Origin of the sequence: Bacillus sp. FJAT-27986, from assembly GCF_001685035.1 — a bacterium.
Classification (GTDB): Bacteria; Bacillota; Bacilli; order Bacillales; family Pradoshiaceae; genus Pradoshia.
Map to the genome: position 1 here is coordinate 732,178 of NZ_MAYV01000001.1, position 13,650 is coordinate 745,827.

Genomic DNA, 13,650 nt, shown 5'->3' on the forward strand with positions numbered 1-13,650 from the left:
TTCCTCTATTAGCGTTGGATCTCCGCTTCCTGATTAACTAACAACTTATTTTTGACGGTGTAATAAAAAAACTGGAAATTGCCAATCAAATATCTCCTCCACATGCGTCTCGGTTCTAACATAAGACGGAACACCCATTCCATCTTCAAGGTCCTTATAAGCTTAGGAGCACGCGGGATCCGACCTGATGCAAAATCAATATAAGCGCCAACGCCAAGTATGACTCTAGCATCAAGTGCATCTTTATTCCGGTCAATCCATTTTTCTTGGATAGGCACTCCTCTGCCAACAATTAAGATATCTGGCGATACATCGTTAATCTGCTGAATAACTTCTTGATTCTCTTCATCACTAAAATATCCACTCCGTTGTCCAACAATCTTAATATTCGGCATGACTGCCTGTATATTTTGTTTAGCTAGTTCAGCAACGCCAGGACCTGCTCCAAGCAAAAACACACTGTACTCTTTTTCGCTCGCTAATTGCAACAGCATTGGGATAAAATCAGTTCCATTCAAATTTTCCTTAAGCTGGATACCGAACAACTTAGCTCCTAATCTAATCCCAAAGCCGTCATTCAGCAAAAAGTCAGCTCTATTGATGATTTCCCTGTAATCATTGTCCCTTTGCGCGATATTATAACAATGGGCATTTAAGAAATAGATTGCTGCTTTCTTTTTGTTTATGAGACGGGATTCTATCACACATAAGCCTTCCTTTATATTAAAGATATCCATTGCAACATTGCCCAAATGGGACTTTTTCATTTGGATCAGTCTCCTTAACCCCTATTTTCAGTCCATTTATCTGCTCATTATAAACTCAATGAATCTATCTATGATTGCTGAATTTTATTTCATGAGCACTGCTTCTTTTTCAAATAAATTGCTGAAATCCATATTTTGAGCCATTATATTAGCCTGTGCATAAGAAGAATGTGTACCAGCATCTGTCCACCGCCCTCTCAGCACATCAAATTTCAGTAAACCCTCCTTAATATAGTGATTATTGACATCTGTAATTTCCATTTCACCTCGCGCTGATGGGGTAAGCTGGTCAATTATCCTATAAACGGTCGAATCGTACATATAAATGCCCGTCACTGCATAGTTCGATTTTGGTACCATTGGTTTTTCTTCTATCGCGATGATTCTGCCGTCATATATAACCGGAACACCGAAACGTTTTGGATCCTCAACCTCTTTAATTAAAATTTTCGCGCCACTCTCCTGTTGCGCAAAATGCTGCACATAAGGTCGAATTGTATCTGTGAAAATATTGTCTCCAAGAATGACGACCATTTTCTCATTTTCAGTGAAATCGCGAGCAAGTCCAAGAGCCTCTGCTATACCGCCGGCCTTTTCCTGCACCTTATAAGAAAATTCAACTCCAAATTCAAAGCCGCTGCCAAGCAAATCAACTACATCCCCCATATGTTCTCTGCCCGTTACAATTAATATTTCTTCAATTCCGGACTCCTTCAGTTTATAAACTGAATGATAAATCATTGGATATTTTCCGATTGGAAGCAGATTTTTATTGGTGACCTTTGTTAAAGGATAAAGCCGCGATCCGGTACCTCCAGCAAGGATAATTCCTTTCATTTACAACACTCCCTATTAAGTTTTTTATCTCCTAACCTTTAAAACAATCGGTTTATTGAATAAGAAGGGAATAGATACTTCTTTTCTCACTAGCGCGATCCCTATGCATAACAACATGGTGATTATGCCGCCAGAAAAAAAATGGATAAATTGATGACCAGGCAAAAAGGAGATAATTAAATAGACCACTCCTGCGGTGAAACCTGAGGTTCCAAATGTCATCAAAATTGACCTGTAGGGTAGAAGCTCCCTTTGCCGAATTTCAAATACTTTGCATACATCTCTTTGCTGCAGGTAAATACTAATAAAACATGAGATAACAGAAGCTATAGCTACCCCGATGTACCCAAATAACCCCATCAATGCTAGTCCTAGAACGATATTGCAAATAACCGTGATAAGCGCGTTTTTTAAAACTAGCTTTTGATTACCGGATATAAGTAAAGGCGTGTAAAAAACTGTAAAGCGAAGCGGGAATTTCATTAAATATATTAAAAAGATGATGGATCCGCTTAAATAAGTATCAGAGTATAAAAGATCGATAAACTCTTTATGATAGAAAAATAGAATCCAAAAAATAGGGAACATGACTAATGATAGTAATCGGCTTGATTCTGACCAGAGATTTAAGGCTTCTAGCTTCCGCCTTTGTATGCTGTATAAACGACCTAGTCTTGGTAGCATCGCTGTTATAACAGCTACAGTAATAATAGACATGAAAGGAATCTCTTTTGATGATATTGAATAAATTGCAAACAATTCTATTGAGTAGAATAACCAAATGATGACTTTATCACTTGTCTGTGTAATCACATCGATGGCTGTTACTGCTCCAACTGCCGCTGTATATTTAAGCTGCTGTTTTAATAATGGCAGATCTCCTTTTAAAGACATGCCATGAATCTTATGGAAAAACAGATGCAAAATGATGACTCTAACGATTTCAAACAGGGCAATCAGTTTAATTGTTAAGAGTAGCTCCTTTGTCGCATATAATGTATAGCCAATAATCAGGAAATAGGCAAAATAATAAGATAAATTAATAAAGCTATAAATTTTAGCCCTCTTAATAGAAACAAACAAATTTTCTAAATAACAGCCCATTATGGTTGCAAAGCTCCAAAATCCAATCCAAATCTCATATTTGCGCAATGGGCTATCCTTTAATAAAAACTCAATATTGTATAGAGTATACAGGCCGAAAATCATCAGTACACCAAGAATGAACAAAACCCAGAACGTATTGGTTATCACTAATGATTTTTCACGTTCATTATCCGTTTTGTTAAAGAAATAACTGAACGTTGTATGCATCTCAAACGGAATAAAAGCACCTACCATTACTGCAATCAAAAAGATTTGCTGATAAAGGCCCATTTCTGTTAAGGTCAGTAATCTGGCTATAAGAATAGTTAAAAAAACTTGGACAATTGATTTGGCAAATCGATTAATTGATAACAACATTGATTCTTTAATCATCAGTAACTCCCACCGTACGATTTAGAATAAGTCGATATAAAACATAAATATTATTTATGACTATCACTTCTTTCTTATTGTTCTTTCCTAATAAGCATTATTAGGAAAGAACATTACGATAAACGTTTTGCAAATGATTTTTATATCATAAAAGAAATGGCGCTTACGAATATAATAAAGGTCCAGCTCAACCATTTTTTCAAAGCCGACACTGCTTCTACCAGTAACCTGCCATAATCCTGTACAGCCGGGAATAACGGACAAACGCTGTTTATGATAGTCAGAGTAACTTTCTACCTCTCTCGGCAATGGCGGCCTGGGACCGACCAAACTCATCTCTCCTTTCAAAACATTCCACAGTTGTGGCAATTCATCAATACTCGTCTTGCGAATAAAACGTCCTATTTTTGTAACCCTAGGATCCTCTTTCATTTTAAAAATAGCCCCACTGGACTCATTTTGATTGAGCAGTGTCTCTATCAGTTGCTCTGCGTTCATCACCATAGATCTGAACTTATACATACAGAATGTTTTTCCATCCTTGCCTACACGTATTTGTTTAAAGAACACAGAAGCCTTAGGATCTTCAATTTTTATCAAGACGGCTACAATAAAAAATACAGGAATTAACAGCAGAAGACCCACTACAGCTAGAATAATGTCTAAGTATCTTTTAGATACTAGATATAATTTCTTGTTATCAAGCTCATTCGGTTCTGCGAACGCTTCCTGTGCAGTCCCTGCCTTAGAAGAAATCAATGAATTCACTCCTTTTTCCCCTGATATATGGTGGCTTTTACTTTTGGTTTGAGTTGTTCCAGTCCTTTAATTATTTTTCCATTCCAGCCCCCTTTTGTTCTCAATAACGAATTTTATAGGTATACTAAAGAGTGATTGAATTAATCAGAGAAAGAATTTCATTCACTCTTTTTCCCATGAATATGCTTACTTTTACTTTTGGCTTGAATATTCAGTCCTTCTATTACGTTTCTATATAGCTCTCTTTGTTCTTAATAACGAACTATACAAATGTACTAAAGAGTCACTGAGCTAATCATAGGAAGAATTTCATCCCATTCCATGCTAATTCTATGCACATCTTCCTCCGTCAGCGAACTACCTTTTTGAACTTCAATTAATTCCAAGTCGGAAATAGCTTTCAATGCATGTCTTGTGCCAGCTGGAATTTCAATTACGCTTCCCGGCTTCACATCGTATATATATTCATTCAGTACCAAAGAACCCTCACCTTTGAGAATAGTCCAAACTTCCTTTCTCTTATTATGCTCCTGATAGCTTAAATTGCTGCCGGCATGAATGGTTATTCTTTTTGTGAGCACTTCTGTCCCATTATCATAGACGGTTTGATCAAGGACTTTATACGACCCCCATCGTCTCTCTTCATACATCGGCCTTTGATTAAAATGAAATATGAATTTCTTAAGATCATGACTCAAACCTTTATTGGCAACTAAGATGCCATCGGGGCTCGCGACAACCACCGCATCTGGCATACCAAGAACCGCAACTGGAATGTCCAGCTCATTGATGATATGGGTATTATGAGATTTTGGGCAAATAACACCTAAGCCTTGAACAGTCTCGATCATTTGCTCAGTTAAGGTGCTCCAAATCCCCAGGTCCCTCCATATTCCTTTATAGGGGAGAGCGACAATATTCATCGTTTTCTCGACAACTTCAAAATCAAAACTAATACTAGGCAGGAGTTCATAGACATTTTGTAGCTGTTCGTACTCTATAGGCAAATTCATTTCTTCTAAAATCGAAATCATAAAACCTAACTTAAATGCAAATACACCACAATTCCATAATGCCTCTTCCTTTATCAATCTTTGTGCATACTCTTCTGTCGGCTTTTCTACAAAATGGCTAACAAGAACTAGCCCATTATTTTTCTTTTCTGGAACGATGTAGCCAAAACTAGTAGAAGGATAGCTTGGTTCCACTCCCATTAAAGCAATACTGCAATCTGTTGTGTTTAGCGTATCCTCCAATTTTTTCACAGATTCATAGAAATCATTTTCCACGTAAGAATCAATGGGCAAAACGGAAACTACTTCATCTAGGCTGATTCCTTTGATCGAATATAGGTAGGAGGCAGCAAGAGCAATTGCCGGAAAAGTATCCCGCCGCTCTGGCTCAATAATAAGGGGAACGTTTGAGCCGAGCTGATTTTTCAGGATATCCACTTGTTTCTTACTCGTCGCAATAACTGCCGACTTCATTAGTCCTACTTCATCCATTTGTCGCCATACTCTCTGAGCCATTGATTCGTTTGTCTTATCATGCCCTTCCAATACTTTCAGAAATTGCTTTGAACGTGAATCATTAGATAAAGGCCATAATCTTTGCCCCGATCCTCCAGATAAAAGGATAACCTGCATTTAACCACTCCTTAATAATCAGTTATATTGATAAGCCTTTGGTTTTATTGGATTTCCATTTAATGAAGCTCCCAATAATTCCGCTTTGGAATCTTGTAAAACATTTACTGCCTTTCTTGCATCTTCTTTTAATGTCTGACCGCTTTTCACGACCAGCATGGAAGCTTCACAAAGATTAGCAAGTATTTGCGTTTCAGCGGTATACAAGATAGGTGAAGTATCAAATATTATGGTGTCATATTGCTGGCTTAGAATCGAGATAATGTCCTCTATTCGATTTGCTGTTAAGAGCTCGTACGATGTTTTGGTTACGGGACCGCTCTGGATGATATGGAGATTTGGTATATCTGAAATGCATATAGCTTCATCCACAGTCGCTTTGCCAGCAAGAATAGCTGTTAAGCCATCAGATTGTTTAAGGTCAAATAATTTATGAATCTTCGGTCTTCTTAAATCAGCATCAATGACGATGACTTTTTTATCATGCTGGGCCAGCACGATACCCAGATTTGCGGCGGTGGTCGTTTTGCCGTCCCCGTGGTTTGGAGATGTGACAAGCAGAGTCTGGATGTCTTTACCAATTCGAGAAAACGTTATGCTTGAGCGCAGCAATCTGTACTGCTCACTCACAATCGATTGTTTATAAATTTGTGCATATTTCGCTCTTTCCTTGCTCACCAGCAAGTCTTTATTTCTATTACGACTCAAATGTACGTCCTCCTATTTTCACCCGGCTGTCCTCCATCTGCCTTTCCATGCTTTTGCTGCTAACTTTAATTTCCGGGATATTTCCGATAACCGGTATACCTAATTCATAAAGGATATCTTTTTCATCTCTGATTGTAGGGTCGAGGTACTCCAACAAGAAAGCTACCCCAATAGCACAAAATAAGCCTAATGAAAAACCAATCAGTACATTTCTAATCATATCTGGATTAAATATCCCATAAGGCTCTTCAACATTTGCATTCGCGAGAATATGAATATTATCAATATTCATTAATGTAGTAACCTCTTGCTGGAATACTGTCGCAATACTATCGGCCATTTTCGCTGCCAGAACAGGGTCCTGATCCTTGACGACTATTTCAACAACTTGAGAATTTTGAGTCGTGTTTACTGTGACTTGCTCATTTAATTTATCGATGCTTCTGTCAAGGCTGAGCTCACTAATTACATCTGCTAGAATAGCCTGGCTCTTGATCAACATACTGTATGTATGAATCAATTCAATATTCGCACGGACTTGATTAGGGTCGATTAAATTAGTTTCATTGCTATCAGTTTTGGCGTCCTCTTTTTTTGTTTTCTTATCCTGATTTTGTTGTTCGTTCGTGTTCATAGTGTCGTTGACAAGAATTTGTGTGGATGATTCATACGAAGGAGATAAAAAGAGATAGGAAATAATGCCACTGGCCAGAGCCGCTATTAACGTCATCAAAATAATAAGTACTAACCGTCTCTTTAATACACTTAAAATATCCTTAAAACTTACTGTATCTTCCATCCCAACCTCCATACATTTCTTTTTTTGTTCTCAAAAGAGAACTTATTGTTGATTGTAGTATAGAACCTAGAATTAGAAAAGGGTTTAAATTGTCAAAATTTGTATTTTGGTAAAATTTATTTATTTTAGGGTATTTCAGTTTATATTGATTCTAAATAATGAATGTAAGCCTTTTCGTATTTTTATATACTTATCCACCAGTCGATTTAATAATCAAAGGTAATAATTTATAATGAACAGCCCTTGGCCATGTTTTCTTAACACCATTTCAAAATAATTTAAATTACTTTACCTTCGCTTTTTTATAAGATAAATGTTTTTCGCAAAAAAAAGCATTTATTGTAAGCGCTTTCTATATTGAGGATAGTTAGTTCTCTATGCATCTTCATTCTTATCCTACATTCAAAAATAAACCCTTTCCGTTCGCTCTAAAGCACACGGAAAGGGTTTATTCCTTGTCAATCTTTCCGGAAAGAACCGATAACTCCGGTAGATTGAACGATATTTGTAAATGCATGTGGGTCTACTTCCTGAATAACACTTTGTAAATCATATAGCTCATAACGGCTTATCACAATCATTAGCATATTTTTATCTTCGCCCGTAAAGGCTCCAACAGCAGGAATCATTGTTATTCCGCGTACCAGCTTGGAATGAATCGCCTGCTTCAATTCATCTGCATGTCTTGTTACAATCATAGCTGTAACTTTTATATGTCTTGTATGAATAGCATCAATTACTCTCGTAGAAACATATAATGAAATTAATGTATAAAGTGCCTGTTCTTCTGAATACATAAGCCCCGCAATGGCTACAATAGCTCCATTCAGCATTAAAAAGTAAATGCCGATTGGCTTATCATTGATTCTAGAAAGAATCATTGCCACGATATCCATACCACCAGTGGAAGCACCGAATCGCAGTGTGATTCCCACACCGGCCGCTCCAATTACACCGCCGAAAACAGCATTTAGGATAATATCATCTGAATAGGATTGTACCGGTAATATTTCTAAGAATAATGACATTAATACAACAGCTAAAAAGCTGTACACTGTGAAAGACCTTCCAACCTTAAACCATGCAAGAATAGCAATCGGAATATTAAGAGCAAGTAATAATATACCTGTAGATAAATTAATATTCGTAAACATGTCCAATGCTGCTGATATAATTTGGGCTGTACCCGTGAACCCACTCGCAAACACGTTTGCAGGTATCAAGAAATAATTCATTGCGATTGCATTTAATAAAGCTCCAACCACAACAGCCAGTATTTTTTTTGTTTCATTCCAAACCAAATTTAGCTCCTCCTTAAGTTGACAACTGAAAATAAATTCCCCATGATAGATAGATATGTGAACAATTTTTGTTTTCTATAAAAGATAATAGACTTATAATTAAACTAAGTAAATTTTAAAAAAGTAGGTGTCTATATGAGTGTACAAATTTTGGCTGATAGTGCAAGCGATTTGCCATTAGAATACTTCCAGGATAACAACATCATTCTTTTTCCATTAAAAGTACATCTTGATGACAATGAATATGATGATCAAGTTACAATCAAACCAAAAGTAGTCTACGATGCCATGCGCGAAGGAAAAGCACCCAAAACATCACAGGTGTCTCCACAAAGTTTTTACGAAAAATTCGAAGAGCTGGCAAAAAATAAACAACCCGGACTTTATGTCGCATTTTCTTCCGAATTAAGCGGTACCTATCAAACAGCTGTTATGATGAGAGACGAAGTTAAAGCTGAGTACCCGGATCTTCAATTAGAAATTGTCGACAGTAAATGCGCGTCTTTGGGCTATGGCCTAGTCGTCATGGAAGCCGTACGCAAAGCTGCTAAAGGAGCCAGTCTTGAAGAACTGAAAGAAACAGCACAGTTTTCAGCCTCCCATATGGAACATTTATTTACGGTAGACAATTTGGAATACCTGGCTCGAGGTGGCCGAATTTCCAAAACATCTGCTTTTTTCGGCGGGTTATTGAATATCAAGCCACTGCTAAATGTTGAAGATGGCAAACTGGTTCCACTGGATAAATTCCGCGGCCGCAAAAAACTGATGCAAGCCGTCATCGATGTAATGAAAGAACGAGGAGACCAATTAGATAAACAAATAATTGGAATCAGTCATGGCGATGATATCGAAAAAGCTATGGAATTCAAGCGATTAATTGAAGAAAATTTCCAACCAAAATCCGTATATATTTCATCTGTCGGTGCAACTGTTGGCGCTCATGCCGGTCCAGGTACCATTGCGATATTTTTCTTAAATAAACTATCCTGAAATACATTCTGATGTATACATATTTTCCCCTACTTGCAGCATACTACACATATTCGTAGTAAATAATTTGCAAAGGGGTAAGTAAGCACACATGGGATATCATACTTCAGATAATGATAAAAAAGCCAGAGATAACCAAGCTAAAAATGAAATTAAAAATATTCAGGAAGAGAAAAACCGAAAAGCCGGAAAAAAATCTTTTTCAAAAAAGACTGATCACTTATAAGTAAAATCTCCATTTCAACATATTAACTGTGTATAAAGAGGATTTCAATAAAAAATCCTCTTTTTTACTTGTAATTGAACTTATATAGTGCTTTTTTTATAATAAAATAAAAACGGAGGGATCGTATGGCTAAAGAAAGCTCATTTGACGTGGTGTCAAAAATCGATTTATCAGAGGTAACAAATGCTGTAACGATGGCAATGAAGGAAGTAAAAACACGTTATGATTTTAAAGGTAGCAAAAGTGATATTAAGCTGGAAAATGAGGAACTCGTGCTTGTTTCTGACGATGATTACAAAATGGGGCAGTTAAAGGATGTTTTGATGAGCAAGCTCATAAAACGCGGCGTTCCCATCAAGAACCTTGATTATGGAAAAATGGAAGGCGCTTCAGGCGGCACAGTTCGTCAACGAGCTAAATTAGTTCAAGGAATAGATAAAGACAACGCAAAGAAAATTAATTTAATTGTTAAAAATGTGGGTAACAAAGTTAAATCCCAAATACAGGACGATCAAATCCGTGTGACCGGAAAAAGCAAGGATGATCTTCAGCAAGTTATTGCAGCCATTCGGGAAGCGGATCTTTCTATTGAAGTTCAATTTATCAACTTCCGCTAGTAGTTACATAGGTTTGAAGAGCTACTTATAGAGGCATATTGAATTGCATCTAAAAAGCCATCGGCTACACGATGGCTTTTTTTCTATTTTTCAGGTTTAATATAGGGAACTATTTGTGCAGTGATGCCCACTGAAGCCCAGGAATAAAACTCTTATTCTCTAATGCTTTAAAATTTTCAGTCCATCCAGTGAGCATTACCCTTAATAGCCCAACCTTCTCAAAGGGTTTATTTTTAATTCGGTTAAAAAATCCTGAATTTCTTCACTATCACTACTTGGATCCTATTGTTTTGAGCATTAACAAAACGACATTAAAATCAGCAAATCATCACATTTTTTTACATACACCTTATTTTCCAGTGCTTTTTTTGTAAGTAATAAAACATCCTTAACTTTAATCCTATTTCCATGTTTCTTTTTCCATAAATGAGGAATAACAATAGGGAAACATTAATTGGAAAGGATGTTGTGAAATGAATGAAGATATAAAAATCGGTAAAGATGGATTTCCAGCCCAAGAACAGGATACTCAACCTGGTGTAACAAACGAAATGCATCCTGAACCAAAAGAAGTCGATGAAAATTATAAAGGCAGCGATAAATTAAAAGGAAAAGTAGCGATTATCACAGGCGGAGACAGTGGGATTGGCCGATCTGTTGCCCACTATTATGCTAAAGAAGGCGCCAATGTTGCGATTGTGTATTTGAATGAACACGAGGATGCGAATAAAGCAAAAGATTTAGTGGAAAACGAAGGCGTACAATGCATGCTATTGGCTGGAGATATAGGTGACAGTGCTTTTTGCCGCGAAGTCGCCGAAAAAGTTAAAAGTGAATTCGGCAAAATTGATATCTTAGTCAATAACGCAGCTGAACAGCATCCTCAGGAGAGCCTGTTGGATATCAGTGATGAACAATTAGAAAAAACATTTAGAACCAATATCTTTTCACAATTCTATTTAACAAAAGCTGTCCTTCCTCACTTATCTAAAGGAAGCTCCATCATTAATACAACTTCTGTAACAGCCTATCAAGGTAATGCACAATTGATTGATTATTCTTCAACGAAAGGTGCCATTGTATCCTTTACACGTGCGCTTTCCAATAGTATTGCCAGCAAAGGAATCCGCGTGAATGCAGTAGCACCGGGACCAATTTGGACACCATTAATTCCTGCTACATTCGAGGCTGATAAAGTGGCTGAATTTGGTAAAAACGTTCCACTTGGACGTGCTGGACAACCATCCGAATTAGCCCCAACTTATGTTTATTTGGCAAGTGATGATTCCAGCTATGTCAGCGGACAGGTCCTTCATGTCAATGGCGGCTCTGTTGTGAATGGGTAATTAACGATTCTAGATCATATACACAAAGACAGGGTAACACTCTCAATTGAGGGTGTTACCCTTTTCGATTTTCTTTCTATATAGTTTATCGCCCCTCACTTGACGCCGACTATATAATCTTATTCAGCGACCTTCATGACGAAAAATGTTTTGTTTCAACAAACAGTGGAAAAGTATACACATAGATGAAAAATATAGGAGGTATTCAGTTATGAGTGAAAGATTTAATAATGCGCCAGGACAAGAGCAAGAAGTACAACCGGGATTGCAGTATAAAATGGATCCCGAACCTATTACCGTTACTTCTTCCTATAAAGGCAGTGGGAAATTAAAAGATAAAGTGGCTATTATTACTGGCGGTGACAGCGGAATTGGCCAATCAGTTGCAGTCTACTTTGCCAAAGAAGGCGCCGATGTAGCTATTCTTTATGTCGATAGAGAACAAGAAGATGCCGAAAAAACAAAAGAGCTTGTAGAAGCGGAAGGCCGAAAATGCCTGTTAATCACAGGCGATGTTGGATATGAAGATGTTTGCATAAATGCTGTAGAAAAGACCGTTGAAACATTCGGTAAACTCGATATTCTTGTCAATAACGCTGCAGAACAGCATGTTCAAAAAGAATTTACTGACATAACGTCAGAACAATTGGAACGCACATTCCGAACCAATATATTCGGATATTTTTATATGGCAAAAGCAGCCATGAAACATCTTCCGAAGGGCGGCAAGATTATCAATTCTGCCAGTGTAACAGCTTACCAGGGTAATCCATTGTTAATTGATTACTCATCTACAAAGGGAGCGATCGTATCCTTTACCCGTGCCCTTTCCAATAGTGTTGCTCCTAAGGGAATCTATGTGAATGCCGTTGCACCGGGCCCTATTTGGACACCGTTAATTCCCGCATCCTTCTCTGCTGAGCAAATTGAAGAAAGCTGGGGTCAAAATACACCGCTTGGCCGTATTGGGCAGCCTGATGAATTGGCTCCTACTTATGTTTACCTGGCAAGTGATGACTCGTCCTATGTTTCTGGACAAACCTTGCATGTAAATGGCGGCAGTGTCGTTAATGGATAATGGATAAAGATAGAAAACGGTGAAGACACCTTTAAGATGTCTTCACCGTTTCTTTATAAAAGTACCTTATTTTTTTGTAACAGATGATCGAATAATGAATTGATGCGGAATAATCATACGCATTGTTGGTCCCTGAGGGTTCTTTATTTTGGAAATCAGCAATTTGACTGCCTGATACCCCAATTTCTCTATATTGATATCCACAGAGGAAAGAGGAGGCTTTGACAATTGAGAAATTAAGACATTATTAAAGCTTACTACTGAGATATCCTCTGGAACACTGATATCCATTTCATCAAGCATGTTCAGTACACCAAGTGCCATAAAATCATCAGCAACTATCAATGCTGAAGGAGGTTTTTCAAGATTCATTAATTGCTTGACTGCTTCTTTACCGCCTTCAAGCATGAAATCTTCATGAATCGCATATTCTTTTAAAATAGGTATTCCAGCTTCCTTCAATGCTTCCTCGTACCCTCTCATCCGTTCAATCGTGACGACCAGATGGGCACTCCCTCCAATAAAGGCGATATCCTTATGCCCGTTCGCAAGTAAATAATCGGCTACATCCTTGCCGGCCTGAAAATTATCGTTATCCACATACGTAATACTGCTGTCATGCATTGGTGGTTTTCCAATAACAACAAATGGGAAATTTATTTTATATAGATAGTTCAATACGGTATCGTCAACTTTAGAGTAAAGCAAAATAACTCCGTCCACTCTGCCGCCATGTACCATTTTTTCAACTTCATTAAATATTCCTTCATCCGATATCCCCGTAGTAATATGTAAGCCATACAAGTCTTCATGCGCAGCCTGGCTTAAACCCTTCATAACCGTAGAGAAAAATGGATTTAAAAAAGATCCATCTCCAGACTTGGGCATAACGATTCCTAAAACCTCACTTGACTTGTTTGCCAAGCTTCTCGCTATAAAATTTGGATGATAGCCGAGTTCTTCCATTGCTTCTCTTACTTTTCTTTTTGTCTTCTCGCTTATTCTTGGATTGTTGGCAATTACTCTGGAAACTGTCGAAGGTGCCACATTTGCCAATTTCGCTACGTCTTTTATCGTTATCGCCATACGATTGT

Annotated in this window: 14 protein-coding genes and 1 pseudogene; 5 read left to right on the forward strand and 10 right to left on the reverse strand. The window is 37.5% G+C overall.

What is annotated here, in order from left to right; all coding sequences use genetic code 11:
- Window positions 1–8: 8 nt before the first annotated feature.
- The 8 genes from A8L44_RS03480 to A8L44_RS03515 form a co-directional block, all read right to left on the reverse strand.
- Window positions 9–767, reverse strand: coding sequence for a WecB/TagA/CpsF family glycosyltransferase (locus A8L44_RS03480; RefSeq protein WP_066101550.1), 759 nt, complete (start codon window positions 765–767; stop codon window positions 9–11).
- Window positions 768–851: 84 nt separating this feature from the next.
- Window positions 852–1,604 (reverse strand): sugar phosphate nucleotidyltransferase, encoded by a 753-nt coding sequence (locus A8L44_RS03485; protein WP_066101553.1) that lies wholly within the window; start codon window positions 1,602–1,604, stop codon window positions 852–854.
- 24 nt (window positions 1,605–1,628) lie between these two features.
- Window positions 1,629–3,083 (reverse strand): oligosaccharide flippase family protein, encoded by a 1,455-nt coding sequence (locus A8L44_RS03490; protein ID WP_066101556.1) that lies wholly within the window; start codon window positions 3,081–3,083, stop codon window positions 1,629–1,631.
- A gap of 87 nt (window positions 3,084–3,170) precedes the next feature.
- Window positions 3,171–3,842 carry a sugar transferase gene (locus A8L44_RS03495; protein WP_066102381.1) on the reverse strand — a complete coding sequence of 224 codons (672 nt, stop codon included), beginning with the start codon at window positions 3,840–3,842 and terminating at the stop codon, window positions 3,171–3,173.
- A gap of 275 nt (window positions 3,843–4,117) precedes the next feature.
- Window positions 4,118–5,488, reverse strand: a complete 1,371-nt coding sequence (locus A8L44_RS03500) for a sugar phosphate nucleotidyltransferase (protein WP_066101560.1) — start codon at window positions 5,486–5,488, stop codon at window positions 4,118–4,120.
- Window positions 5,489–5,506: 18 nt separating this feature from the next.
- Window positions 5,507–6,196, reverse strand: coding sequence for a CpsD/CapB family tyrosine-protein kinase (locus A8L44_RS03505; RefSeq protein WP_077247960.1), 690 nt, complete (start codon window positions 6,194–6,196; stop codon window positions 5,507–5,509).
- Window positions 6,186–6,995, reverse strand: coding sequence for a YveK family protein (locus tag A8L44_RS03510; RefSeq protein ID WP_066101564.1), 810 nt, complete (start codon window positions 6,993–6,995; stop codon window positions 6,186–6,188). The genes A8L44_RS03505 and A8L44_RS03510 overlap by 11 nt, the downstream gene beginning before the upstream one ends.
- 458 nt (window positions 6,996–7,453) lie before the next feature.
- Entirely contained in the window at window positions 7,454–8,296 is an 843-nt protein-coding gene (locus tag A8L44_RS03515) for a YitT family protein (RefSeq protein WP_066101567.1), read from the reverse strand.
- A 135-nt stretch (window positions 8,297–8,431) separates the two neighbouring features.
- Here A8L44_RS03515 and A8L44_RS03520 point away from each other — a divergent pair, with 135 nt between their 5' ends.
- From A8L44_RS03520 to A8L44_RS03525, 3 genes are all read left to right on the forward strand, one after another.
- Window positions 8,432–9,289, forward strand: a complete 858-nt coding sequence (locus tag A8L44_RS03520) for a DegV family protein (protein WP_066101572.1) — start codon at window positions 8,432–8,434, stop codon at window positions 9,287–9,289.
- Window positions 9,290–9,380: 91 nt separating this feature from the next.
- Window positions 9,381–9,515, forward strand: coding sequence for a DUF3941 domain-containing protein (locus A8L44_RS18405; RefSeq protein ID WP_077247962.1), 135 nt, complete (start codon window positions 9,381–9,383; stop codon window positions 9,513–9,515).
- Between the two features lie 125 nt (window positions 9,516–9,640).
- The gene (locus A8L44_RS03525) at window positions 9,641–10,132 is read left to right on the forward strand and encodes a YajQ family cyclic di-GMP-binding protein (RefSeq protein ID WP_066101573.1); all 492 of its coding nucleotides are present in this window, start codon (window positions 9,641–9,643) and stop codon (window positions 10,130–10,132) included.
- Between the two features lie 83 nt (window positions 10,133–10,215).
- Here the strand turns inward: A8L44_RS03525 and A8L44_RS19130 are convergent.
- A pseudogene (locus A8L44_RS19130) lies at window positions 10,216–10,396 on the reverse strand (hypothetical protein); the annotation flags it as partial.
- 209 nt (window positions 10,397–10,605) lie between these two features.
- Here A8L44_RS19130 and A8L44_RS03530 point away from each other — a divergent pair.
- Window positions 10,606–11,478 carry an SDR family oxidoreductase gene (locus A8L44_RS03530; protein ID WP_066101576.1) on the forward strand — a complete coding sequence of 291 codons (873 nt, stop codon included), beginning with the start codon at window positions 10,606–10,608 and terminating at the stop codon, window positions 11,476–11,478.
- A 211-nt stretch (window positions 11,479–11,689) separates the two neighbouring features.
- Complete coding sequence (locus A8L44_RS03535; RefSeq protein ID WP_066101578.1) at window positions 11,690–12,556, forward strand: SDR family oxidoreductase; 867 nt, start codon at window positions 11,690–11,692, stop codon at window positions 12,554–12,556.
- 66 nt (window positions 12,557–12,622) lie between these two features.
- On the opposite strand, the gene A8L44_RS03540 is transcribed toward A8L44_RS03535, so the two are convergent.
- Window positions 12,623–13,642: a LacI family DNA-binding transcriptional regulator gene (locus A8L44_RS03540; RefSeq protein ID WP_066101581.1), complete on the reverse strand. Its 1,020-nt coding sequence runs from the start codon at window positions 13,640–13,642 to the stop codon at window positions 12,623–12,625.
- Between the last annotated feature and the right edge of the window lie 8 nt (window positions 13,643–13,650).